The 24,380-nt window shown below is 58.1% G+C and carries 26 protein-coding genes and 2 pseudogenes; 10 read left to right on the plus strand and 18 right to left on the minus strand.

What is annotated here, in order from left to right; all coding sequences use genetic code 11:
- Positions 1-181 precede the first annotated feature (181 nt).
- The 5 genes and pseudogenes from JFT63_RS27340 to JFT63_RS29815 all read left to right on the plus strand — a co-directional run.
- Complete coding sequence (locus JFT63_RS27340) at positions 182-1,357, plus strand: TrbI/VirB10 family protein (RefSeq protein WP_198845151.1); 1,176 nt, start codon at positions 182-184, stop codon at positions 1,355-1,357.
- Positions 1,358-1,366: 9 nt separating this feature from the next.
- Complete coding sequence (virB11, locus tag JFT63_RS27345) at positions 1,367-2,395, plus strand: P-type DNA transfer ATPase VirB11 (protein ID WP_198845152.1); 1,029 nt, start codon at positions 1,367-1,369, stop codon at positions 2,393-2,395.
- Positions 2,379-3,293, plus strand: a complete 915-nt coding sequence (locus JFT63_RS27350; RefSeq protein ID WP_048377555.1) for a lytic transglycosylase domain-containing protein — start codon at positions 2,379-2,381, stop codon at positions 3,291-3,293. The genes virB11 and JFT63_RS27350 overlap by 17 nt, the downstream gene beginning before the upstream one ends.
- A gap of 29 nt (positions 3,294-3,322) precedes the next feature.
- The gene (locus tag JFT63_RS27355) at positions 3,323-3,649 is read left to right on the plus strand and encodes a TrbM/KikA/MpfK family conjugal transfer protein (protein WP_053070061.1); all 327 of its coding nucleotides are present in this window, start codon (positions 3,323-3,325) and stop codon (positions 3,647-3,649) included.
- A gap of 145 nt (positions 3,650-3,794) precedes the next feature.
- Positions 3,795-3,989, plus strand: a pseudogene (locus tag JFT63_RS29815) (phospholipase D-like domain-containing protein); the annotation flags it as partial.
- 72 nt (positions 3,990-4,061) lie between these two features.
- Here JFT63_RS29815 and JFT63_RS27365 read toward each other — a convergent pair.
- From JFT63_RS27365 to JFT63_RS27395, 7 genes are all read right to left on the minus strand, one after another.
- Positions 4,062-5,165, minus strand: a complete 1,104-nt coding sequence (locus tag JFT63_RS27365; RefSeq protein WP_009682427.1) for an FAD-binding oxidoreductase — start codon at positions 5,163-5,165, stop codon at positions 4,062-4,064.
- The gene (locus tag JFT63_RS27370) at positions 5,162-6,235 is read right to left on the minus strand and encodes an aromatic ring-hydroxylating dioxygenase subunit alpha (RefSeq protein ID WP_009682426.1); all 1,074 of its coding nucleotides are present in this window, start codon (positions 6,233-6,235) and stop codon (positions 5,162-5,164) included. The genes JFT63_RS27365 and JFT63_RS27370 overlap by 4 nt, the downstream gene beginning before the upstream one ends.
- 186 nt (positions 6,236-6,421) lie before the next feature.
- The gene (locus JFT63_RS27375) at positions 6,422-7,534 is read right to left on the minus strand and encodes a DUF2817 domain-containing protein (protein ID WP_009682425.1); all 1,113 of its coding nucleotides are present in this window, start codon (positions 7,532-7,534) and stop codon (positions 6,422-6,424) included.
- 23 nt (positions 7,535-7,557) lie between these two features.
- A complete protein-coding gene (locus tag JFT63_RS27380; RefSeq protein ID WP_009682424.1) occupies positions 7,558-8,325 on the minus strand; it encodes an ABC transporter ATP-binding protein in 768 nt (255 codons plus the stop codon).
- 27 nt (positions 8,326-8,352) lie between these two features.
- Positions 8,353-9,066 carry an ABC transporter permease gene (locus JFT63_RS27385; RefSeq protein ID WP_009682423.1) on the minus strand — a complete coding sequence of 238 codons (714 nt, stop codon included), beginning with the start codon at positions 9,064-9,066 and terminating at the stop codon, positions 8,353-8,355.
- Positions 9,063-9,752, minus strand: a complete 690-nt coding sequence (locus tag JFT63_RS27390; protein WP_009682422.1) for an ABC transporter permease — start codon at positions 9,750-9,752, stop codon at positions 9,063-9,065. Before JFT63_RS27390 ends, JFT63_RS27385 begins: the two co-directional genes overlap by 4 nt.
- Positions 9,753-9,868: 116 nt before the next feature.
- Positions 9,869-10,639 carry an ABC transporter substrate-binding protein gene (locus JFT63_RS27395; RefSeq protein ID WP_009682421.1) on the minus strand — a complete coding sequence of 257 codons (771 nt, stop codon included), beginning with the start codon at positions 10,637-10,639 and terminating at the stop codon, positions 9,869-9,871.
- A 381-nt stretch (positions 10,640-11,020) separates the two neighbouring features.
- Between JFT63_RS27395 and JFT63_RS27400 the strand changes: the two genes are divergently transcribed.
- On the plus strand, positions 11,021-11,950 hold the full coding sequence (locus JFT63_RS27400; RefSeq protein WP_198845153.1) for a LysR substrate-binding domain-containing protein: 930 nt from the start codon (positions 11,021-11,023) through the stop codon (positions 11,948-11,950).
- A 6-nt stretch (positions 11,951-11,956) separates the two neighbouring features.
- Here JFT63_RS27400 and JFT63_RS27405 read toward each other — a convergent pair.
- The 4 genes and pseudogenes from JFT63_RS27405 to JFT63_RS27420 form a co-directional block, all read right to left on the minus strand.
- Positions 11,957-12,572: pseudogene (locus JFT63_RS27405) on the minus strand (LysR substrate-binding domain-containing protein); the annotation flags it as partial.
- Positions 12,573-12,601: 29 nt separating this feature from the next.
- The gene (gene mobF, locus JFT63_RS27410) at positions 12,602-15,568 is read right to left on the minus strand and encodes a MobF family relaxase (protein WP_048377553.1); all 2,967 of its coding nucleotides are present in this window, start codon (positions 15,566-15,568) and stop codon (positions 12,602-12,604) included.
- Positions 15,569-15,578: 10 nt separating this feature from the next.
- Positions 15,579-17,132, minus strand: a complete 1,554-nt coding sequence (locus JFT63_RS27415; protein ID WP_048377552.1) for a type IV secretion system DNA-binding domain-containing protein — start codon at positions 17,130-17,132, stop codon at positions 15,579-15,581.
- The gene (locus JFT63_RS27420; RefSeq protein WP_048377551.1) at positions 17,132-17,518 is read right to left on the minus strand and encodes a hypothetical protein; all 387 of its coding nucleotides are present in this window, start codon (positions 17,516-17,518) and stop codon (positions 17,132-17,134) included. The genes JFT63_RS27415 and JFT63_RS27420 overlap by 1 nt, the downstream gene beginning before the upstream one ends.
- 440 nt (positions 17,519-17,958) lie before the next feature.
- Here JFT63_RS27420 and JFT63_RS27425 point away from each other — a divergent pair, with 440 nt between their 5' ends.
- From JFT63_RS27425 to JFT63_RS27440, 4 genes are all read left to right on the plus strand, one after another.
- The gene (locus JFT63_RS27425; RefSeq protein ID WP_198845154.1) at positions 17,959-18,402 is read left to right on the plus strand and encodes a conjugal transfer protein TraD; all 444 of its coding nucleotides are present in this window, start codon (positions 17,959-17,961) and stop codon (positions 18,400-18,402) included.
- On the plus strand, positions 18,399-19,121 hold the full coding sequence (gene stbB / locus JFT63_RS27430) for a StbB family protein (RefSeq protein WP_198845155.1): 723 nt from the start codon (positions 18,399-18,401) through the stop codon (positions 19,119-19,121). Before JFT63_RS27425 ends, stbB begins: the two co-directional genes overlap by 4 nt.
- Positions 19,122-19,126: 5 nt before the next feature.
- On the plus strand, positions 19,127-19,516 hold the full coding sequence (locus tag JFT63_RS27435; RefSeq protein WP_198845156.1) for a hypothetical protein: 390 nt from the start codon (positions 19,127-19,129) through the stop codon (positions 19,514-19,516).
- A gap of 134 nt (positions 19,517-19,650) precedes the next feature.
- Positions 19,651-20,445 (plus strand): SprT-like domain-containing protein, encoded by a 795-nt coding sequence (locus JFT63_RS27440; RefSeq protein ID WP_198845157.1) that lies wholly within the window; start codon positions 19,651-19,653, stop codon positions 20,443-20,445.
- 1,386 nt (positions 20,446-21,831) lie between these two features.
- Here the strand turns inward: JFT63_RS27440 and JFT63_RS27445 are convergent.
- The 7 genes from JFT63_RS27445 to JFT63_RS27475 form a co-directional block, all read right to left on the minus strand.
- Complete coding sequence (locus JFT63_RS27445; RefSeq protein WP_198845158.1) at positions 21,832-22,053, minus strand: hypothetical protein; 222 nt, start codon at positions 22,051-22,053, stop codon at positions 21,832-21,834.
- 63 nt (positions 22,054-22,116) lie between these two features.
- Positions 22,117-22,293: a hypothetical protein gene (locus tag JFT63_RS27450; RefSeq protein WP_198845159.1), complete on the minus strand. Its 177-nt coding sequence runs from the start codon at positions 22,291-22,293 to the stop codon at positions 22,117-22,119.
- Between the two features lie 239 nt (positions 22,294-22,532).
- A complete protein-coding gene (locus JFT63_RS27455) occupies positions 22,533-22,766 on the minus strand; it encodes a hypothetical protein (RefSeq protein WP_198845160.1) in 234 nt (77 codons plus the stop codon).
- A 51-nt stretch (positions 22,767-22,817) separates the two neighbouring features.
- A complete protein-coding gene (locus tag JFT63_RS27460; RefSeq protein ID WP_024126000.1) occupies positions 22,818-23,030 on the minus strand; it encodes a hypothetical protein in 213 nt (70 codons plus the stop codon).
- Between the two features lie 149 nt (positions 23,031-23,179).
- Positions 23,180-23,431, minus strand: a complete 252-nt coding sequence (locus JFT63_RS27465) for a hypothetical protein (protein ID WP_198845161.1) — start codon at positions 23,429-23,431, stop codon at positions 23,180-23,182.
- Between the two features lie 64 nt (positions 23,432-23,495).
- Complete coding sequence (locus JFT63_RS27470; protein ID WP_198845162.1) at positions 23,496-23,813, minus strand: TrfB-related DNA-binding protein; 318 nt, start codon at positions 23,811-23,813, stop codon at positions 23,496-23,498.
- A gap of 53 nt (positions 23,814-23,866) precedes the next feature.
- On the minus strand, positions 23,867-24,325 hold the full coding sequence (locus JFT63_RS27475; RefSeq protein WP_198845163.1) for a hypothetical protein: 459 nt from the start codon (positions 24,323-24,325) through the stop codon (positions 23,867-23,869).
- Positions 24,326-24,380: the final 55 nt, after the last annotated feature.

Here is a 24,380-nt window from a genome sequence, read left to right on the forward strand (position 1 = left end):
GCGGCACATCCTGCTGAACGGGCATTACACCTTCCAGACTGACGGCAAGTTCATCGACCTGGATGCGCTCGTGGCGGGACTGGAGCTGGGCTGACGGAAATTTCTGGGATTCCGGCGTACAACCCCAGAGAAAAGCCGCGAGGACGAACTTCGCGAGTGGAACGAATCGCAATCCAACTCGATGCTCAAGGCGAAGCCAGGTTCAAACAAGCTCTCCGGCATCGCTATGCTGGTCACGGCAGTTGCTCTTTGTGGGTTCGTCTACTGGTTGAAAAGCAGCGGTGAACCCGTAGCAGTGGGAGGCGTCGGCAATGACGCGCTGACTGCTGCAGAGCCCCGTCGTGTGCAAGACCCTACGCCAAAGCGTCAGGCCGCGAAGGTCGCTCCCGTCAGCAATGATGGGAGCACTCCACCTGCTGATACGCCGCGCACTGTCGTGGATCGTCAAGAACAGGCCGGTATGAGCGAAGCCGAGAAGCGTCGGCAAGCCATGGAGCTGCAGCGTCAGCTCGAAGAGCAAAAGATGCTAGCCGCACGTCAACGCTCGGCCATTTTCGCCAGTGCGAAAGAAGATGGCTTCAAGGAGGAAGCGGCGGGGCAGCAGGGTGGGCTTGGGTCTTTGGGCGGGGGGAGCGATAGAAACGCTCCTGTTTCGAACAATGCGAACAGCGCTTATGCCGCCTCGACCTTCACTGATGGGGTGGCGGTATCCAAAGTTCGCCAGATGGAAAACCTGGAATACAAGGTTCTGCAGGGCGCTGTTATCGAAGCTGTCCTGCAGCCACGCGCCCAGAGTCAGTTGCCAGGGCAGATCTGCGTAGACATTCAGCAGGACGTTTACGCGGCAGTCGGTCGCAGGGTTTTGATTCCGTGGGGTTCGTCGGTATGCGGCAGCTACAACGCCAGTCTGCGCCCTGGTCAAGAACGGCTGTTCACCATCTGGAATTGGTTGCGTACGCCGAACTTGCCGGGACGGCCAGCTATGGAGATCGCTATCAACAGCGCGGGCTCTGACCAGCTTGGCACCGCTGGCCAAGGTGGGGTGGTCGATAACCACTGGGGGCAAATCTTCGGTGTTGCTGCAGCAGTCTCGATCATCGGCGCGGGTGCTTCGAATACCGGCGTGTCGTCCGGCGATCAGGAAAACTCGGCATCGCGTTACCGCTCCGAAGTACAGGAAGCCGCGGCTGAATCTTCCCAAACGATCCTGGGTCGTTACGCCAGTATCCAGCCAACTCTGACCGTGCCTCATGGCTCGCGTGTGGTGATCTATCTGCAGCGCGATCTGGATTTCACCTCGCAGTTCGAGGCCGAGATCGAGCACGCCAAGAGTGGCGGCGTCACCTTTATCCAGTGAGGAAGCGGTATGTCTGAGATTGCATCGTTCCGCGCCAAACTGAAAAACCTGGTCACGCTGCTGGACGATCCTGAGGTGACCGAAATTGCGATCAATGGCCCGGGCAATGTCTGGGCCGGGTATCGCGGCAGTCGGTTTATGAAGCCGGTGGAGATCGAGGGGGTAACCACTGGCCTGATTACCTCGCTCGGTGAGGTGATTGCCGCTCACACCGGGCAGCAGGTTGATTCGTATACGCCGATCCTGTCGGGCCGTATTCCGATCAACCTCGCCGATGGTGTGCCAGACAACCAGCGCGGCGATTACCGCGTGCAGGTTGTTCTAGCCCCTGCGGTCGAACAGCACATTGGCGGCATCGTCTGTATCCGTAAGCCCGGTATCAAGCAAATCACATTGGATGAATACCAGGACACCGGGGCTTTCGAGCATATCAATGAGCCTCGGTTGCACAGCGACTATTCCGACGATCACCTGATAGAGCTGTATCGCAGCAAACGCTGGAAAGAGTTCTTCATCGGGATCATGAAAGCCCGCAAGAACATCATGATTTCAGCTGGAACCAACGCGGGCAAAACCACATGGCTCAACGGGATGCTGGAGCACATTGATCCGCATGAACGTCTCGTAACCATTGAAGACACCCGCGAGATCCGCACGCCCAACAAGAATGTGGTTCACCTGATCTATTCACGCGGCGGTCAAGGTCGCGCCAAGGTCACACCGTTTGACCTGCTTGAGTCGATCCTTCGACTGACCCCCGACCGGGCAATCATGGGTGAGATCCGCGGCGGCGAAGCTTTCCCGTTTCTGGAGCTGCTGAACACCGGTCACAGCGGTTCGCTGTCCTCGATTCACTCGGACTCGCCGGAAATGATGTTTGACCGCTTGGCCTCTATGGCTGCCCGTGGCGGCGCCGAAATGAACAAGTCGCAACTGATCGAATACTCGCGGCAACTGATCGATGTCGTCATTCAGTGGGAGTACGGCTTTGATGGCCGTCGCTACATCTCGGAGGTTCAATATGCAAAAGCTGCCTAAGTTCGCGGTAACGCTGTTGGCACTGGCCTGCACTCTCGGCCAGGCCTGGGCCGATGAACAAGCCCCGGTGCCGTTCTCTGAGCTGGCCGTTAAGTGCGCGCCTACCGTGCATCCGCAGACCCTAAAGTCATTGATCGGCAATGAATCGACCTACAACCCTTACGCTATTGGGGTTGTCGATGGCCGATTGGAGCGTCAGCCCAAGTCGTTGCGTGAAGCGGTGGCCACCGCCGAACGGTTGGAGCGCGAAGGCTTCCGTTTCTCGGTCGGTATTGGCCAGCTCCTGGTGACGAACATGCGGGCTCTCGGCCTGAGCTACGCCCAAGCGTTTGAGCCGTGCCGCAACCTGCAGGCGATTAGCGAGCTGATGGTCAAGAACTACACCAAAGCCCTGACCGCGAATCCGAACCCACAAGAAGCCCTGCGCGACTCGCTCTCGATGTACTACAGCGGGAACCCTGTACGTGGTTATCGCCCGGACAAAGAGGGTGATCTGTCCTACGTGCAGAAAGTTGTGGTCGGTGCCCTGAATCCTTCGAGTGCTGATCCGATTGTGCCTGCTGTGGAGGCCACTGCAGGCGATGAGGCGATACCCGTAGCGGTTGCATCACCAGGGGCACGAAAAACGCCTGTGCGCGCTCGTACAGCTTCGTCAAAACATAGTGACCCATGGGTGATTGTGACCGACGAAAACGGCCAGGCACCGCAACCCGCTCAACAGGCTGCGATGCAACCGGCGAGCCCTGAGCAGTCAAGGATTCAAGTTGCGCTGGACACTGGCGATGCTGCGCCGGTTGAACAGTTCCAACGCTTCGCTGATCCCAAACCAGCCGCTGCGCTGGCATCCGGCCAAGGGCAAGCGCAAGTCGAGCCATCTTTCGTACAGATCATCAATTGAATTTCTCGCACGCGAGAAAAGGGGGATTTATGCAAAAACTTCCATCCGTTTTTTTGCTGGGAGCGTTATTGCTGTCAGGTCCAGCCGTTGCTGATGAACCGGTCCAGCCGCCCTATGGCCATGACAGTAACCCCGACGCTTGCGGTGCTGTTCTTTGTCTACTTGGCATGACCCGCGATGGTGACTGCGACAAGTACATCCAGAAATATTTCAGTATCAAGCGTTACAAGCACGGACATTTCAGTCCTTCGCGCACGAAAGCCGCACGGGGGGAGACTGTTGAGTCCTGCAAGGACGATGAGGGTTTGACTAAAAAGGCCAACGATATTTGGGGGCCTGTAGAACATGGTTTCTAGAGTTTTCAAGCCACTGGCGTTGACGATGGCACTGGTCGCGGGGGGCAGCCTGCAAGTGCTGGCCCTGGCTGCTGACAACGAGGGCGACGCAAGCCGTCGCATCGAGGTCGGTTTCTAGCCCGAGGGCTCTGCACAGAAACTAGTCTTGCGCACCATTTACGCGGCCACCAGCTCTATCCGCGTTGCTGCGTACGTCTTCACCAGTCCAGACGTTACCCGAGCGCTGGTTGCCGCCAAGCAACGCGGTGTTGACGTGGCGGTGGTCGCCGATCACCGCAGCAACCTCGAAGAAGCGCGCTCAACTGCTGGGCGCCATGCCCTGACGCTTATAGCCAAGACGGGTACCCAAATATTGGATCTGATTTTTCGCGCCCAGCATCAGACACGCGGCCGACTTCGCCTACGGCGCTTACTATTGGCGCAGTTGCACCGTGATCGCACTGGTGGGCCGCGTGCAGCACAACAGGATGTCACCGTTTTGCGGAGCGTCCAGCGGGTCGTCGAAGTACTCGACCGTACCTTCGCGCAAGCTCACCTGGCAGGTATTGCACAAGCCCGCCCGGCAATTGAACGCCGGAGTCAGGCCCGCCTGTTCGGCCAATTCGAGCAATGAATGGCAGTTTTCATCCCAGGCTACGCGGGTGCCGGACGGCATGAAGCAGACACTTACGGCACCGTCCTTTGCCACAGGTTCGCTCAGCGTCGGCTCAGGTGGCGGCGCTGGACTGACGTCGTCTTCCTCAAGCACCGTCGCCGGGCCAAAAAACTCGTAATGAATTCGTTCGCGGGCCACCCCAAGGCTGCGCAACAGCCGCCAGTTGGCCTGCATGAAAAGTCTGGGGCCGCACAGGTAGATATCATAGTCGTCCAACGGCAGCAGGCTTTGCAGGGTTTGGCGACTGATCAGGCCCTGGCTGTGAAAGCGGTCACGATCCGCCTCGCTCGGATTGCGATAACAGAAGTGCACTTCAATGCCCGGGCGCCGGTCGGCCAGGGCCAGCACTTCATCGCGAAACCCATGCACCGCGCCGTTTTCGCAGGCGTGCAGAAAGTGCACCGGGCGCATCGACTGGCCGCTCAGGCGATGCAGCATGCTCAGCATGGGCGTCAAACCGACGCCGCCGCTGAACAGCACCACCGGCCTTGGACTTTGCTCGTCCAGCACAAAGGTGCCGGATGGGCCTGCGATGTCGAGTACGTCGCCAACCCGCACGCCGTCGTGCAGGTGGTTGGAACCTTGTCCGGCCGGCAGGTCTTGGCGATCGAACGGGGCGGGTTCACGCTTGACCGAAATTCGTACCTGGAGCGGGTTGTCCGTGAGGGCACTGACGCTGTAGTTACGCAGCACTCGAGTGCCGTCGCCCAACACCAGCCGCACCGTGAGGAACTGCCCCGGACGAAAGTCCATGGGTGCAGGACCGTCCTGCGGCGCGAGGACGAAGGAGGTAATGACCGCGCTTTCCGGCGTTTTCTCGATCACCCGCCAAGCCTTGAAACCTTGGGGTTGGCTGCTCATCTCAAACCCCCGCTGTTTGCGGTCTGGCCTTGTACCAGCGGGATCAAGTCCGCAGGTTGTTCCTGGGCAATCAATTTGGCCAGGTTACGCCGGAAACGCAGGGGTCCCGAGTCGGAGGCCAGGTCGATATTGGGGCTGCACTTGTTGGCCATGCCTTGATGGACGGCGGCGAGCACCACGCGGTCTTCGGCGAAAGCGTGACGTACGTCCTCATCGAACTGGCGCGAGACTTCCTCGTTGTCCTGGTCGAAGTTGCGCACCTGGAACCAGTAGTAGCGGGTGGTGGACTCATCGATGGGGGTCATGAAGTTGTAGGAGTTCATCAAGAACACCTGTTCGTGCACCGGCCCGGCATCCGATCCGGTGCCGGCCGGGGTGAAGATGGCCTTGATGATGGCCTGGGCCGGGTAGTGCACTTCGTAATGCTGCTTGCGGTCACAGTTGCCGCTGAACTTGACGAACTTGGCGTAGAACGGCGCCACTTCGATGTCGCGCATCCACCGCGACACGATCACGCCGACGTCTGTCACCGTAGTTTGCAGCGGCTCCTGGGCGCATGCGGCGCTGCCAAAGGAGGACTGGTGAACCCAGGCCACGTGGGAGGGGTCGAGCAGGTTGTCGGTCATGTACAGGTAGTTGCAGGGGATGACCATGCTGTCGCCACGATTCAGGCCCCAGGCCGGATCGCCCCATTCGGGCACGTGGCAAATCTTGCTGGCGTCGGCCAGCTCGGCATCGCCCATCCAGATCCAGATCAGGCCGTAGCGCACGGCCAGCGGATAACTGCGCACCTTGGCGCCTTGGGGAACGTGCTTACTGCCGGGGGCGCGCACGCAACTGCCCGAGCAGTCGAAGGTTAGGCCGTGGTAACCGCATTCGATGTCGTCACCTTGGCGCCGCCCTAAGGACAACGGCAGTTTGCGATGCGGGCAGGCATCTTCTAGGGCGACCGGGGTGCCATCGCCTTTGCGGTAAAGCACTACCGCCTCATTCAGCAGCTTGACCGCAAACAGTTGCTCACCGAGTTCGGTTTCACTGGCGGCGACATACCAGGCGTTGCGCATAAACATGGGGTCTCTCCTTATTATTCTTCGGATCGTGGCTAACGACGGATCCAGAATACGAGAGGCCAGTTGAGTAAGAATAGATGGATAAAACTGATATTTGGTTTAGGTTCTCTTAAGTGTTTATCGCGTCCCCACGAACATCTCCTGTGGGAGCTAGCTTGCTCGCTCCCACACTGGGTGCTGTGCGTTTTACAGACCGCCGCGCGTGCCTATCGCGGACAACGCCCGTTCCCAGATCTGCCGCGTTCGCACCCACACCAACTCTTGCCAGTCGCTGTCCGCGGGGAAGAATTGTTCAAGCAGTTGCAACTTGATCTGCCGTGCTTCGGGGCCGGTTGGGTCGCCGTGTAGGTGCAGCCACTGATCGTCGCGCAGCACCGCATGGATTTGTTGACCAGGGTAGGTGCCGCACTCGATCACGAACGGCATCAGTTGCACATGAGGCAAGGCGTTGATGATGGCCTGGGAGGTGTAACCGGTGGCAGTGGCAGCAACGCCGGTGTCACTCTGGCTGTTGGCGCTGGTCATCAGGGTGAACAGCCAGGGCCCGAACAACACCTGGGCCTGGGGCAGTGCCGGGTACGAGGCCTGGGCAATGGTCATCAACATCGGATGGCCATAATCGCCCGCGCCGGTGTGCAGGTCGAAGCACATCGCGACCTCGGCGTGTGCCAGGTGTTCGCCGAGGATCCGGTGCAGGGTCTGGTTCGACCAACTTGAGCTGTTACCGCCGTAGAACAGGCCATCGGGATGGCGATACTGACCGGCCTCGACAATCGACATCACCGCCGACCAGCCCTCGCGGCTGATCCGTTCATTGAGCTGGGCATCGGCGCGCTCACGTTCGGGGCCACGCAGTTGGGTACAGGTGTAGATCGGGTGCAGAGTTTCATAAGCCGCGTTGTCGGGTGGTGTCTTAGTGAAGTCCAGGTAGTTGCGGTTGAGGTCGATGTTGTCCTCGTTGACCCGACGCATCCAGGCCGTGCCCCACGGGTTGATCAAGTGGATCATCAGTACCGCGACGTCGTCGGGCAGGCTGCGCTCCCTGAAGGTTTGCAGCCATTGGCGCTGGCAATCCGAGCCGTAATAACCTTCCACGCCGTGGGTGCCGCTCAAGGCCACCAACACCCGTTTGGCCTGGGGGTTGCCGAGCAGGGCCACATCTGTGCCCAGGGCCTCGGCGAACGGGCCGCGCAATGGGTGCGGGTAATGGCTAAGACGGGCGCCGACGGCCTCGGCGGCGGCGAGGAATTGTTCACGCTGCTGGGTAAAGCTGCGGTGTGATGGAAAACCGTTACTCATGGTTGTCTCCTGTCGAAATGGGGTTACTTCAGGCGGCCGGAGAGGAACTGGGTCAAGCGCTCGCTTTGCGGACTGACCAGCACTTCACCCGGCGGACCTTGCTCTTCAACCCGGCCTTGGTGCAGGAACATCACATGGTTGGAGACGTTGCGCGCAAACCCCATCTCGTGGGTGACCACGACCATGGTGCGACCTTCCTCGGCCAGGGCCTGCATCACTTTCAGCACCTCGCCCACCAGTTCCGGATCCAGCGCGGAAGTGGGTTCGTCGAACAACATCACTTCCGGTTCCATGGCCAAGGCACGGGCAATGGCGACCCTTTGCTGCTGGCCGCCGGACAGGTGGGACGGGTATTTTTTCTCAACGCTCGGGTCCAGACCGACTTTATGCAGGTACTGCCGCGCGCGTGCCTCTGCGTCCTTGCGCTTGACGCCCAGCACATGCACCGGTGCTTCGATGATGTTCTCCAGCACGGTCATGTGCTGCCACAGGTTGAAGTGCTGGAACACCATCGCCAGTTTGGTGCGCACTTTTTGCAGCTGACGCGGGTCGGCCACCCGCAGCGCGCCGTTGAGATCCTGTTTGGTGCGGATTTGCTCGTTGTTTACCGTGATGGTTCCGGCGCACGGCTGTTCCAGGAAGTTGATGCAACGCAGGAAGGTGCTTTTGCCCGAGCCGCTGGAGCCAATGATGCTGATTACGTCGCCAGCTTTGGCCTTGAGCGATACGCCCTTGAGTACTTCGTGGTCGCCGTATTTCTTGTGCAGCTCATCTACGCTTAGCTTATACATGTTCGATGTCTCCAAAAGGACGGTCACTCAATGCGCCTGCGGTTGCAAGAAGGCCAGCCAGCGCACTTCGCAGCGACGAAACAGCCAGACCAGGGTAAACACCATCAGCGCGTACAGCACCGCCGCCAGGCCGAAGGCTTCGAACGAGGAGTAGGTCGCAGAGTTGACGTCGCGAGCGACCTTCAATAGATCGGGCACGGTGGCGGTGAAGGCGAGAGTGGTGGAGTGCAGCATCAGGATCACTTCGTTGCTGTAGTACGGCAGCGAACGGCGCAATGCCGAGGGCAGGATGATTCGCCGGTACAGGGTGAAGGTGGACATGCCATAGGCGCGGCCTGCTTCGATCTCGCCATAGGGCGTGGCGCGGATGGCGCCGGCGAAAATCTCCGTGGTGTAGGCGCACGTGTTGAGGGCAAAGGCCAGCAGGGTGCAGTTCATGCCCTCGCGAAAAAACGCATCGAGGGTCGGTTGGTCGCGCACCACTTGCAAGCTGTAGATCCCGGTGTAGAGGATTAGCAGTTGGATATACAACGGCGTGCCGCGAAACACGTAGGTGTAGAACCATACGGGCATGCGCAGCAGCGGATTGGACGAGACTCGTGCCACGGCCAGCGGCACGGCCAGGGTGCCGCCGATGGCGATGGAAGCGACTAGCAGCCAGAGGGTCATGGCCACGCCTGAGAGTTGGTAGCCGTCAAACCAAAGGTAGGCTTTCCAGTACTCCTGGACGATATCGATCATAGCTGCGCACCTCTGACGCCCACCGAGTAGCGGCGTTCAAGCCACATCAGCACGCCGTTGGAAACGGTGGTCAGGGCCAGGTAGATCAGGCCGCCGACCACGCTGAAGAAAAACAGGTCCATGGAGTTCTTGCCCGCGTCCTGGGTGACTTTGACGATATCGATCAAACCAATGATCGACACCAGCGCCGTGGCCTTGATCAACACCTGCCAGTTGTTGCCGATTCCCGGTAGGGCGAAGCGCATCATTTGTGGAAACAGCACCCGCACAAACACCTGCCGACGATTCATGCCGTAGGCCACGGCAGCTTCCAACTGGCCGGCTGGCACGGACTGAAAAGCGCCGCGGAAGGTCTCGGTGAAATAGGCACCGTAGATGAAACCCAGGGTCAGCACCCCGGCCGCGAAGGGGTTGATGTCAATCTGTTCGGTGTCCAGCCATTCAGTCAGGTTGTTCAGCCAGATCTGCAGGCTGAAGAACAGCAACAACATGATCACCAGGTCCGGCACGCTGCGAATCAGCGTGGTGTAGCCGGCGGCCAGGTGACGCAGCAGCGGTTGTTTCGATAGTTTGGCTGATGCGCCGATCAGGCCCAGCGTGACGGCCAGTACCATGGACATCAGTGCCAGCTGGATGGTCGCCAACGTACCTTCGAGAATGAGCGAACCATAGCCCTGTAAAAGCATGTTCTGTCTCTCCGTTGGCAAGGGCGGCCCGGGGGCCGGCCCTTGCGCGAAATGGATGGGCAAGGCGCCGGATCACCAAGCCGCGAGCGTTCCGGCACCGGTCAAGCGCAGGGCTTTTAGTTGTAGATGTCGAAGGTGAAGTACTTCTTCTGGATGGTGTCGTAGGTGCCGTTCTTGTGCATTTCGGCCAGTGCCCGGTTGATGGCTTCCATCAGCTGCGGCTCGTTCTTGCGCAGGCCGATGGCAATGCCTTCGCCCAGCAGTTCCTGGTTGTACACAGCGTCGCCGGCGAAGGCGAAACCGGTGTTCTTAGGCGTTTGCAAAAAACCCAGTTCGGCCACGGCGGCATCGGTCAGGCTGGCGTCGATACGGCCGCTGACCAGGTCCGGATACAGCAAGTCCTGATTGGGGTAGGTGACCATGATCACCCCTTTAGGCGCCCAGATTTTTTTGACGTACGTCTCTTGGGTAGTGCCTTGGGCTACGCCGACGCGCTTGCCTTTCAGGGATTCTGGCGTAGGCAGCAGACCGCTGTCCTTTTTCGCGATCAAACGGTTGGGGGAGTTATAGAGACGGTCGGAGAAGTCCACGTTTTTTTTGCGCTGGTCGTTGATGGTCATTGCCGACAACACGGCATCGAACTTTTTCGCCCGCAGCGCCGGGATGATGCTGTCGAATGCGTTTTCCACCCACACGCACTTGACCTTCAGCTCGGCGCAAATGGCGTTGCCCAGGTCGATGTCAAAGCCCACCAGTTGACCGTCGGGGTTTTTCGATTCGAACGGAGCGAAGGTCGGATCGACGCCAAAGCGAATGACGCTTAAATCCTTGGCCAGGACGCCGGTGGAAGCCAATGCAAAGACGGTGGCGAGTACAAATTTTTTCATTGTTGTTTTTCCTTTGTCTGACGGATCGAACGCTAACGATGTATTACAGAAAAATCTTTATATGATAGTACCTGTATATACATTTAATGCAAAATGCAGGCCAATTCACGGAAAATGCCTGCAAGGTGCTGTTTTTCGCGGTGCTGATAAGCCCGGGGTGGCTGAGTCGCCGGGCCACTATGGTTTTTTGGTACGCATGGTTACATCAGAGGCTGCACCGTATCGGGTCTTGCGTAACAACATGGGGCGTCTCCTGACCGGGACAGGTAAATACCCGCCAAAGCCAGAATACGAGGCTTTTCATATACAAAAAATGTCGAAAACTGTGGCTTGCTATAGCTCAGCTAAAGTATAAAACCGTCGATTGCTATGGAGATGATGATGAACAGCTTGCCTTCCCTGCGCGCGCTGCAGGTTTTTGAAGCCGTGGGACGTTTCGGCGGCATTGTCGAGGCCGCCAAGCGTCTGGGTATCTCGGCCGGTGCCGTCAGCCAACAAATGAAACTGCTGGAAGACACCCTGGGCTTGAGCCTGACCTTGAAGGTCGGCAAGCGTATTCGCCTGACCGCCGCCGGCCAGCGTTATCACGATAGCTGCGCAGCGGCATTCGAGAGCCTGCGCATCGCCCAGGTCGAGGTCGAGCGGTCGAAAAACGCCAGCAACCTGCGCATCAGCGCTTTGCCGTCATTGCTGTCGGATTGGTTGGCACCGCACATCTATGCCTGGCAGGACGAGCACCCGGAACTCAATTTGTTTCTCGATGGCAGTCACGCCGAACCTTCGCCAGAGGGCTACGACATCGATTTTCGCTTCACCTACGGCGACTACGTGGCCACGGAAAACGCCATCGAACTGTTTCGCGATTGCGTGGTGCCGGTGTGCAGCCCTTGGTTGTTGCGGCCTGATGTGCTGCTCAACAAACCGGCAGACCTGCTGGCATATCCGCTGCTGTCCATCGACTGGCTACCGAAGTTTGCCTCGCCGCCTTCGTGGCGTGACTGGTTCAAGGCCCAACAGGTGGACTGCGAAAGCATTCGCGATGGCTACCGCGTGTATTCCTTGTCTGCCATGGCAATCCAGGCCGCATTGACGGGGCAGGGTGTGGTACTGGCGCAATACTCAATGGTGGCTGATGCGTTGTCAGATGGGCGTTTGATCAGGCCGTTTGCCCGGGCCTTGCCCTTGCCGTCGGCGTATTTTTTGGTGGGTGCCAAGGGCGCGTTCGACAAGGCCCACTGCCGCGACTTCCACCGTTGGATTGTGGCGCGCGGGCGTGAGCAAATGGTGATCAATCAGCGGTTGCTGGCGTAGCCGTCACTAGGCTGCGCTTGAGCTCAGGTTTTCGTCGGACAGTTCGCTGTTGGAGCGCCGGCACAGGTAGTACTGGCGGCCGTCATCCACGTGCAGGTCGAACAGCTTTACCAGTTCGCCGCTGGCGACATCGGCGCCACCAACGGCTCGCGCAGCAGCGAGCAACCCAGGCCGGTCAGCGCCAGTTGCCCGTCTTCGAGCAGCAAGCCATTGAGCGCACTGGCGTGCTTGACCTCGGCGACTTGAAACCATTCGGCCCAGGTGCCGCGTTCTTCGTCGTGCAGCAACGGCAGTTGGCTCAAGGCCTGGGGCGAGTCGATGGGGGCGTGGCGCTGAAGGAATTCGCGGCTGCAATAGGGCGAGACGGCACCCGAGATCAGCGGCTCGCTGTGATTGCCCGGCCAGTGGCTGGTTCGCTGGAATAGCTGCGGTGGTTTGCGTAGGTGACGTTGATGTCCAGTTCCGGGTTTTGCGCCAGGAACTCGACCAGCCTCGGAATGAACAGGTTGATGCCAAACAGCGGAATCAAGCTGATGGTCACCTGGCGCATGACGGACTTCTCGCGCACATGCTCGGTGGCGCTGTGCAATACCGCGAAAGCCGAGCGGATGGCACGGTAATAGGGGGCATGCCGAGATAAGGCAAAGTTCACTAATTTGGTATGCCGCCGCTTGGGCTGTTGGGCCGCATGCGTTTTTCGCGTTCCAAAGCTCGCTCGGTTTTTGGCCCATCCACAACCGTTTTCGGGGCGTGCGCTTTCTGCAGGCGCTGGGCGTCCCGCTCTTTTTGCAGCGCCAGTGCCGTGGTTTTGTCGTAGCGCTTGGCAATAGAACCCGGCAAACCGGCGATAGCATCGGTGTAGATCCTCGCTTCCAACCGCGCCCGACTGATGGCCACGTAGAACAGATTTAGCGAAGTGGTACGGCTCTTGGTGTTCACGGAGATCATCACGCGATCATTGGTTAGGCCCTGCGCACTGTGAACAGTCGCGGAATAAGCGTGTTCCAGGTGCAGCGGTTTGTTCGATGGCAGCTTCACCACGCGCTCCGGCTTTCCGTCGCGCTCTCTGGTCGAAGCCAGCTCGATCATGCCGTTGGCTGTGCTGATAACTCGCATCCGGTCGCCGTTGGTGAGGTCGAGTGATGGCGTGTTGCGGGTGATGCGTACCAGGTCGCCAATGGACAGCTCCGGGCGCTCTGCCTTGTAGACGCTGAGCTTTGTAACCTGTCGCGAGTTGATCTGACGGCTCTGGCCATCGGCACCGGTCACGACAAGGATGTTTCCCGGTAACGCCTGTTTGACGGTGTAGTTCTCGCCACGAACCAAGCCCGCTTTTTTGTAGTCTTTCTCCGGCTGAATGACCATTCCTTGCTGGTAGGTCGGTGCGTAGCGCCGCTCTGCCTGAGTCATATCAACGCGGTTCAACGTGTCGAACTTCGCCCCCCGGCCCTCAAGGCCCAATGCCTTGCGCGCCAAAGTGTTGATCTCTTTGCGGTCTTTGTTTGTACCGGCAACGATCAATACCTCTCTACGCTCCTGGTCAGTCAGTTGCATGTAGTCGTTGACGATCGCTTGATGTCGATCGATAGGGTTGCGCAGTTCCTCAATGTGCTTGATGTGCTGCAGCGACTTGGGAGTATTGCCATCGGCGGCGTGCTCGACGGCTAATTTCAACTCGGGGTCTTTCTGCCGCTGGATCTCCTTGATCCGGGCGGTTTGCATGCCGTTCTGCTGGAGCTGGGCGAATGGTTTTCCCGCCTCGATGGCCTCGGTCTGTTTGGTATCGCCCAGCTGAACAAGGCGGGCCCCGGACTTTTCCACCAGCCGCATGAGCTGTTCCATCTGGCGAGCGCCGACGACACCGGCCTCGTCGAGAACAATGATAGTCCTCTCGTCCAGGGTCTTGTCTTTGGTGTTGAAAAAGCTGGCCAGGGTATGAGCGTCCATCCCCTCGTTTTTGAGTGCGGCAACTTGGTTCCCATACGGCGCCAATGCGAGGATTCGATAGCCGAGTTGATCCTCTGTCTTGCCGTAACTCATTGCCTCGTTGACGGATGTGAGCAGTTGCACGGCCCGCTCAACGGAGTAGGTTTTGCCCGTACCAGCATCACCCTGAATGCCGACAAACCGATTCTCCGTGCTGACGATGGTCTCGACGGCTTGCCGTTGGCCAGCGGTGAGGGTTGATCCTTCAAGTGCTTTAGCGACCTGCTCCTGGGACATGAGCGGCGTCACCTGGCCCCGGCCAGTGCGCTCAATGGCAAGGATGGCTTTCTCGCGCTTCAAGCCTTTCTGTGTGGTGTAGCGCTTCTCGGTTGGCACCAATGAACCGCGCTCGATGGCGGTGGCCACGTACTGTTTTGCCTGCTTGTCCGTCCAGCCTTTCAACTCCTGCAGGTGAGCTTGCCAACCTGCAGGCGACAACACGGGCGCGTTTTCCGTGGGCTGTGCCATTGAGTAGGCCGGTGCTGACTCTATGAGCGTACCTTGTTGTACCAGCCGGGCTATTTCGGCCCGTACCTGGTCAGGCCCGGCCAACCCTACCGAACGCTGGAGCGCCACGGTCAACAGGTCCAACTGGGTAACAACCTGTTCACGCTCGGTCAGGTGATTGATTGCGTATTGCACAACGGCTTGGGCCGGTGTCAGCCCTGCGGGTAGATTGGGATCAGATGGAACGCGGCCAGCGCCTGACGCTGGGCCTGATTCACCATACTCGCGGCCATCCAATCGGCTTTGTGGGCCGTAGTCGATCCCTAACTCGCGGCTTTTCGTCACCCAATACTGTTTCACCAGATCGTGGTCGCGCTCGTCTTTGTGCGGCCTGGTGGCCATTGAGATAACTTGTTTTTCCAGAGTGGTCGCGTCGGCCCGGGTTTTCCCGTCCTTGGCCAACGCTTCTTCAATGACTTTGCTGCGGCTGGAGAATGCTTCGATCTGTTCCCGTGAAATGTGATTCAGCTCGAAGTTGCCTTTGCCATCGAGTACGCGGATCTCGTAGCCCAGCTCGCGCAGCTCCAAGGCCAGTTGGCCCTTGTACATGGCGTCAACTTCATGCTGAACCTTGAAAATATCGTCGTTGAACAAGGCACGCCATTTACCATCGGCGCGCTGCGTCATGTTCATGATCACCGCATGGGTGTGCAGTTGGGGATCCTTGCCGCGACTCATTTCGTGGCGAAACTTGCCAATGACCATGTTCCCCGTGCGTTCGCGCAGGAACTTGCCCTGTACCTTGCGCCGTGCCTGGGCGAGCTTTTCGACGTGGTGCATGGCCTTGGCCACCGCCCGGTCGTGAGCCAGGGTGACATTTTTGTCGCCGGCGACGAGTGCTTGCATCGACACCGATTTCGGCGCCGAGAATGTCATGTCCAAGCCCATGCGCCGCTTGTTGGTTTCGGCATTGAACGTGGTGTGGATCCGCTCGCCGTTCGGCAACTTGCCATCAAGCAGTTTGGCCAGTTGCAGCTGATCGACGGGGCCGACCAGGCCGAGCCGTTCGGCACCTTCGCCTTGCCACTCGCCGGGTGTTTCCTTGGCGTAGTAGTCGTCTGCAGCAGAGAAATAACGTGCTGCAGCGTACTGGTTGTTTCCTCGAATCGGCGTGACGTTGAGCATGCAACCTCCGTTACGCAGCCTGACCGGCAACGACTATTCCCTGCGCTCTCTCTTTGTGATTCACATAGGGCAGCTTGATTTTGGTGATAGGGAAGTCCTCACCGAATTTCAGATAAGCCTCAAGGTCTTTCAAATTTGAGATTTCGGAGTCCATGACCACGGGCTCTTTCTTGATCTCTGGCGAGCGGTTGCTGCGGCCGTTGCTGAAAGAGACACGCATACGCCTGACTTCCTGCTGGCCAAGGATCTCGCTGGCCTTGTCCGAGGTTTGTGCGTTGGATGCGGCAAGAATCACGTAATTACGGAAGCAAGACAGCACCGTTTCTGCATCGTGTTGGCCATAGCTGGTGATCAACTGCGACCAGTCCTGCAGACTGGCAACCATACGAAGGCCGTGTTTCCGGCCTTTGGTGGCTGCTGGCACGAACGATTCGAGTTTGCCCAGCGACTGCAGCTCGTCCAGGAACATCCAGAGACGTTTCCCGGTCATGGGCTCATAGCTGAGGATGGTCGCGCAGATCGTATCAATCCACATGGCCACCAATGGCTGCATGGTCGAGCGCATGTCCTCCCGCCAGGTGATAAACAGATTGCCCGCATTCGGGTCTGTCACCCACTTATGGATCGAGAAACTACCCTTGGTCATGAAGCGCAGCGGGCGAATGTACTTGTTCATCATGAACTGAATACTGGCAATCGCCTTTTCAGCGTTGTCGCGGAAATAGCCCTCGGAGTCGGTGTTGGCCAAGAACGCCCGAATGGTGTCCCCATCCTCCCGAACCAGCAGGTTTACCAGCGTGTCCTGGTTCGGGTTGTTGGTTTCCTTGAGCTTACGCATGGTGTCGGCCAGTACGTCACGGGCATACGCGCACCACTGTTCATCACCTGGATCCACCTGCGGCGGGATGATGGATTTCGCCATACGGTCGAAGTCGTGAACACCCTTGATCTCGTTGAACACCGTCCAACCTGCTGACCGAGCATCGAAGGGGTTGAGAATCACATCGCCTTTGAAACTGAACTTTGAGTAAAAGGTGCCGTTGGGATCGACAACGGCCATCTTGTCGTTACGCTTCAACGCCGAGACCATCATGCTTTCCATGGTGACGGACTTACCGGCACCGATGGACGCGCAAATCATGGTGTTTCGATCTTCAAGGTGCAGTGGCATCGGCACTTTGCCGACCATGATCGGTTCGATGTTTTCCAGCCCACTTTTGCGGCGTTCACGGTTGGTTTGGGCGTTACGTCTACGGACTTTGCTGTCCACGTAGTGCCAATTTCGCATGCGAGAACCGCGCAAATGCTCAATGAACCGTTCGCCACGGAACCCATCGTCGCAATACTCATTGAGGTAGTAGACCAGGGCACCGGCCACCACGGAGGTGGCCACCGTGCATCCGGCCATGATTGGGTTCTGCAGTGTCTGGTGCAATGTCTCGCGGAAGGCGCCGGGGAATGGTGTAAACGGCATCTGCGCCAGGTAGGCGCCGCCGACCCAACCGGCGATTGGCAGAGCAATCCCCGCCGTCAATATTGCGCTATCGACTTCTTGTTTGTGCACTAGTCCTCTCCTGATAGACGTTCAATGTCCTTAGCCAACTCGGGCAACAGAGCGGCTAATGCTTCCTCGTTGCTCCCCAATGCGGACAGTTCGGCACGCAGCTCGCTGAGCTTTCCTTGCGTGCTGTTCTGTCGTAGCAGGTAGACCACGATGGCCAGAATGGTTCGGTTAGTGGCCTGCGCCTGGTCGAGTGATTCGAGCAAACTCATGATTCGTTGTTGGTCTGCCCACTGGTCGATTCCGCCCTGGTGGCTGTCCACTTTGGACGGCTCAAGCAGACGATCACGCATGTAGGTGGACAGGTGTTTGTAGCCTGCCAAAGCAGCCGATTCCTCGACCCTGGCCAGCTGCTCATCGTTCAAACGTATCGGTACGGTCTTCCCCACATTGCCCCCTCATGGCGGTCAAAATCCCCCCTTGAAATGGAGGGGTCCAGGTCTTCGAGTTCATGTATAACAAATGTAATACACAAAACACTATTAAAATATGGTCCATATTGTATATTTGTAATACATCTGTATCACATGTGCATTCAGGCAAAACCCACTGGAAGCACTGTATATGCTGGGCTGACCTCCCGCTAGGGAGGTGCGTGATGTGTATTGAGATTTTGATCCTGTTAAGGAGCAAAAAATCATGCTCTTGTTAAGGGCGTATCCATCGTTTAGGTCGAAGACCGTAGATCGGGTACAGCCAGGGTGCATATAGGGTGCATATAGGGTGCTGTAAGGCTGCATGATGGAGGCAGAAAGGGTTTAGCTTGACTACGTGTAGGGGGTGAGTAGGATGCACTCAGAGAGCAATAAGGGTGCATATAGGGTGCAATATGGCAAAGCTAGACCTAGCGACTGCACTGCAGGCAGTTGAACCGGTAACCAAGGCGGCACAAATACGCCAGGTGATGCCGATTATTGAGCAGCAACTGAAGGCCGGAGTCAGACGCCAAGCGATCTTGGACGTGCTCAAGGAGCAGGGCATCGAGATCAGCATGGAGACGCTGAAAAGTTACCTGTATCGGTATCGCAAGTCGGTCAAGGCCGGAGAGGTCAAAGCACCGGCAAATGTACCGAGTTCGCAGACAGCGGCGAGCGTGCCAGAGGCACCAGCCGAAAAACCGGATTCTGTATCGTACGATGCAGAATCGCAGGATTCACCGGCGCCAATGCCGCCGAATGAACTGAGCAAGATCATGAACCCTGGGGATGATGTGAATGCCTCAGAACTGGCTCGTTACGAGAGTGCGAGCCCAAGCAGAAGGAGACGCACATGAGCAAGATCGCCGTAGTGAATTTCAGCGGCAATACCGGCAAGACGACTGTGTCCGATCAGTTGTTGACGCCACGGATGAACGCGCCTCGATTCGCCATCGAGACGATCAACGCGGGGGCATCCGACACCGCTGCCGAGATCGAGCGCATGAAGGGTCGCCAGTTCGGCGAGCTGCAAGAATGGCTGATGGTCGAAACCAAGGCGGTGGTTGACGTGGGGGCCTCGAATGTCGAGGACTTCTTCAAGTACATGGGGCAGTTCGCTGGCTCGCAGGAAGAATTCGATTACTTCCTGGTGCCCACGGTCAGCGAGAAAAAACAGCAGGCCGACACGATCAACACCATCAAGACATTGTCCGCGCTGGGCGTACCAGCCAAGCGCATCCTGGTCGTGTTCAACAAGGTGCCGATTGACGATGCGGACGATCTGCCGCAGACCTTCTCTGCGCTGTTCGGCTTCCACGAACTGGAGAAGAAATTCACCCTCAAGCCTGACGCGGTGATCTATGCCAACGAGGTGTTCGAGCGCCTGCGTGCGCTCAAGAAAAACATTTCCGCAGTCGTGGAGGACACCACGCCGTACCGCGAACAGCTGAAAGACGCGAAGACTGAGCAAGAGAAGGAGCACGCCATACGGATGATCTCCGTGCAGCGCCTGGCCAAGTCGGCCTGGCAGAACCTCGATGACGTGTACGCGGTGCTGTTCGGGAAAGGGAAATAATGGCGATGGCCAAGGATCCGACAACCGCCCGCGAAGCGTTGGCGGTCCAGATAATGGAAGACATTGACGCCCTGGTACGCCGTCTTGAAGAAGTGGACGGCGAACTAGGCACGAAAATGGATCTGGCAATCAAGGACGGCGCGGCCAAGGCGTTGCTACAGACCCGGTTGAACTTCGAGTCAATGATGGAAACCCAGCAAACGGCGTTGCTGCAGGCTGGCCGTGAGGCCGCCGCACGCATTGGCAACGAACTGAACCGGAGTTCGGCGCCGGTAATGCTCGCAGCCGGAGGCTTGCGCCGCTGGTTCATTGCGTTCGTGGCCACGGCGTTTGTATCGGCGATTGTTGCCGGTGCTGTGGGCGGTTTCATCGGGTATCGGCTGGCTGCAATGTGAGGGGGTACGCCCCCTTTTTTGAGCTTTATCCTATATCGTACGATACAGGATAAACTTTCCGTATAGCCACAACCTTCCCCCCGCAGGTAGACACATCAGGGGGGGATTTCTCGCGTGCGAGAAAAGGAGGACACATGACTGCAACCGCCAGCCAGGAACTCTACGAGGAGATCGAGGGCGCATATGCGTACTTCAACGAGGTGCTGTTCAGTGGCCAGCTCCCCGGCTGTCTCTTCACGCTGCAGCGCAAAAGCAACACGTTCGGTTACTACTCCGAGTCGCGCTTTCTTCGCCGGAACGGCGATGGAAAGAGCGATGAGATTGCGCTGAACCCTGCCTATTTCGCGCACCGTCGCGTTGAGCAGACGCTTTCGACGTTGGCACATGAACAAGTCCACCAGTGGCAGGCCCATTTCGGCAGACGCTCGCGCTCCGGTTATCACAACGCGGAATGGGCGAACAAAATGGAGTCCATCGGACTGATGCCGTCCGACACCGGCGAGCCTGGCGGGAAACGTCATGGCCAGCAAATGACGCACTACATCATCGAGGGCGGGCCGTTCGATCTTTCCTGCAAGGAACTGATCGAACAGGGCCGCATGTTGTCCTGGATCGACGTGGTAACCAAACGGGTTCCTATGTCGGCAGTGCTGCTCTACGGGCCTGGCGGCGAGCCGGTGCCAGGTACGCCGGAGGATCCGACGATAGACATATCAGCGTTGACTTCGGCGGGTTTGCTGCGGCCAGATCCTGGTAAGGAAGACCCGAAGAACAAGCGCAAGTACACCTGTCCGAGTTGCCACCTGAATCTATGGGGCAAACCGGGGCTTAGCGGTCGCATTCAATGCGTTGATTGCGCAGTCCTGTTTGTGGACTCGAAAGAGCTGGTCGAAGTCCCGCCAGAGGTAGCGGCTGAGAGCGGCGAATAGGCCGCGTAGATCTCGGGCGAAGCCCGCTCCATTTCAACTTGCGGATCCAAGGGGGGCACCCTCTTGGTCGCCGAAGGCATTCCGATGCAACGGCCAGCGCACACAAAAATCGCCCAGTGAGCGGGGCCCGTCAGAGGCCAGAGCGAGCGATGCAGTTATCCACGGGCCGGGAGGCTTCTTGCCCGGGCGGTGGGTAACTGCAGGGTGATTTCCTGAGTCGTGCGCTGATCCAGGACGCGGGCCGTTGCATCGCCCGGGCTGGCCCGGGCTACCGGCGTTTTCCCTGTATCGTACGATAGAAAACGAGCAAGGGCCGTTGACCTGGTGCAAGCGGAGCGCGCAGCCCGGGACGGGCGAAGGCGTGAGGATCGAAGCCCGAAGGGCCAAGACTCGGCGAGCTTTGGGCCGGGGCTTGGTTTACGAGAGCCGTTTTGGCGAAGCCGAACACGCACAGGGGCGGGGTTGAGTATCGTCCAGGCAAAAAAAAACCGCCTTAGTAGGGCGGTTTTTTTTTTACAAGTCCGGTTAGTGGCCGATCTTGCAAACTCACAGGAAGCATTGACGTAAAGAAGAATACAAGGTGGTGCCACTGGATACAAGCAATTACAAGCTTTGGCGATTGGCGGCACCTTGAGCATGTCGCCGCTGTTATCACTGGTTTTTAAGGGTAGCGCGATAACAGCCTACGGTGCGCGAAAAAAAATTATCACGGCGCAAAGGCCCGCGCACATTGCCTCCGGCACGGATTCAATGAATGCTCGGCCACACATGCGCCATTTCTCTCCATTGTGTAGTCAAATTCTGACGTAATATGAGCCCTGTCGAACGTGAAACGTGATGTGGGTCGGGTTGCTTTAACGATTTCGGACCTTGGACGCGGGCCTAGTAATCCGCGCGGATGAAACCTGAGGCCCTTTAACCCGGCTGAACCTCACAGGAAGCATTGACATGTTCCGAAGGCGTCATGTGTTCCGGAAAAGCGCCGGGGGTTAGGTCGGACTTCAGAGACCTAAAGTATGAAGCGCAAGCCTAATGCACTGAAGGGGTTGATGATCCGGTTGATGGGTAACCTCATCTACGAATTCATCCGCGACAACTGGGACGATTGGCTGTAACAGCAATCTAACTGGGCGCCGTGCACCGTCCTAACTTCGGTTAGGGCGGTTTTTTTTTGCCTGCTTGCGGAGAAGAGAGACGGGGATGGTGTCAGACCCGATCTCAATGCACTGATTCGGCAACGTATGGCTGTTGATTGGAAGAACATAGGGTTGCCGCGCTGGTAGAGCGCGAACTCTCTTAAAAAGTGGGGGTGTAGAGCCCCGCGGATTCGTCAGATTTCAACGTAGCGCGGGGTATTCCTGGTGCGGTGGCCACCGCACCAGGCGATTATTGAGTGTCGTCGCCTTCGAGATCCGACAAGCTAGCTGCAAGGTCGATTTCCACCGGAAAGTTATCCGAACCGGCCACGGTAAACGAGCAGGCGCTACCGTGTTCCCCTGCGGCGATACGCTCTTGAAAATAGAGGTCAGCTACGGCCTGTGCAGCGTCTTTGTGGTCGCCCATTACTTCGACGTCCACCGTCCAGGTTACGGTGTATTGGTTGCTCATCGCGTCCTTCCCTTAACTGGTGGTCCGGCAACCAGATTGGTTGCCGGGGCGGAGGGGTTGGGATTATGCCGCCTGGCGGATGCCAGCGGCGAAGGTGCGGAAGTCGCTCATGGTGAGCCAATCCAATTCATGAACCTCGGCCTCGATCTCGGCGCGCTGGGCGGCAAAATCTTCGTCGTGGTTGTCGTCTAGGTCCATGCCGCTAGGTTCTACACCAGGTCCAAATACGCGAGTAGCCATGTTGTTGCTCCTTCTCAGACTTCCCGGAGCGGTTGCCGCCGCTGGATCCGGGTATCGAGGCGTTATTGCTTCGACGGGGTTAGTTTCTCAAACCTCGCTCATTATGTAAAGTATTTGTAAAATAATAATTTACTTAAAGCGTTCGTTTTAGCATGCGAGAAAAGCAAAAAGCCCACCGGAGTGGGCTTTGCTGCGGGGGGGCATTTAACTTTTAACGCGTTATTCGTAACGCAGCGGACTTAGCTTTTCGCCCAGTCGTACACGGGCTGTTCGTACACCAGCAATTCGCCGCGCTCGGCGATCAGCTCTTCACCGGCCTTGATGCAATTTGCTTTCAGCTCGTCCAGCGTGACCCCATAGAACTCAGCCACGGTGGCGCCTCGGCGAGCCGGTGTTTCCCCACCATCGCGCAGGTTGAGAAACATCATGTGATGACGTGGCAGGCCTTCAAACGGGTTCGTCGGTGTGGTCATATCGTTCTCGCTCGTGGTGGGGGTTCATTTGTCGTTATGGGTAACGCGGCGTCACTCCTTCGGCACCCACTCGCCGTCGACATACTCGCCCTCGGGGTCTGCGGCCTTCGGCTTGTGCTGGCCGAGATAGAACAGCGTGCAAGGATCTCGGTCGCTGGTTATGCCTGGCACTATCTGCAACAGCTCATATCCCGCCTCGATCAGCTCATTGGCTTGAATAAAATCGCTCACTTCCTTGATTTTTCCGATATGCGCAAAGCTCATGACTATTCCTTAGATTGCCGTATTGAAGTAGCCAGCGTAGCGCATCATCCATCCCGGCAGGGGTGCCCTTTTTTCGTAAGATTGGCCGGAAAAGTTTTTCCGATTAGGTGCAAAGTTTTTCCGGTACCGGCGTTATGGGTAACGCGAACTTACTCCGGCGCGACGCCGTCCCACTTGGCCAACGCCGCATCGATCTCGGCATCCAGTGCCCGAAAGGTCGCCTCATCAATCAACCCCTCGCACTGCAAGGCGTCGATCCAGCCACGGGCAATGCCGATGTCTTCCCGCCACGCCTCAACGCTCGCAGCGGCGCCGATATCGGTAATGCGGATGCGCGCACGCGCCAGGGTTTCAGGGTTGTTCATGGCCGGGGCGGCATTGGGCGTCTTCTGTTCATTCATGTACGGGGTTCCTTTCCTGTTGGTTCGTTATGGGTAATTAGTGGCCAGCTTTGGCGCACTCGCCTCATTTCTTCTTCGCTTTCCCTTTGCCTTCTGGCTGGTCATAGGGCGCCGCCATTTGCCGAACCTGCTCGGCCAGTTCAGGCGGGAGCCAGACCATCACCGGCACCAACTCTTGCGCCTGGTGTTCCTCCAGGATCTTACGAACCCGTTGCACGGCGGCATAGACAAGCTGCCGGGATACGTCAGCTTGTCGCGCCAGATCCGAGGGCCGCACGCCGTCGACCAATACCGCCTTGGCCATCTCGACAGTGCCGACAGCCAAACCGCGAAAGGCTGGGGATACCTGTTCCCATTGAGCGGCTGTGTACTTTGGCTGCATTCGTCTTCTCCATTGGTGAAGCGCCCGACGATCTACCAGGCGCTTTTAGCTTTTTAGTGTGGTGGTGATCCGTGGGCCTGTCGATCAGTGAACAGGCCCCCTGCTGCGCTCAAAGTGACGCGCTGGACAATTATTTGGTGCGTGAGGGTGGCCAGCCCCAGGAACGTCCAGTAGCGGCCATGACAGAGCGCGTAGATGCGCGTCAGGTTTCCAACCTCGTATTTCTCCAGCTTGAACGAGTAAGTTTTGCCATCAGCGGCGAAGTCCAACACCGGGAGACGGGTCAGCGCGTAGTCATAGCGCGCCTCGGTGGTTTCTTGGGGCTGCGTACCTAACGCGGCTTCCTGGGCCAGCAAGAACGCCTCTTCATCACCCAGCACTGCGCCGGGGTGGCAGACACGCAGCTCGGGTAGCATCAGCATTCTGCAACGGGTTGCCCACATATTCGGGCCGATCTCGCGGGCATAGTCGATGATCGAAGTTTGGCCGGGTACATAGAAAACTTTGGACATGGCTGTATCTCCTACCGCACGGGAAACCGGGCGCACTGGGCGCCCGGTTGGGTGG

Source organism: Pseudomonas sp. MF7453, from assembly GCF_016405455.1.
Taxonomy (GTDB): domain Bacteria; phylum Pseudomonadota; class Gammaproteobacteria; order Pseudomonadales; family Pseudomonadaceae; genus Aquipseudomonas; species Aquipseudomonas paralactis.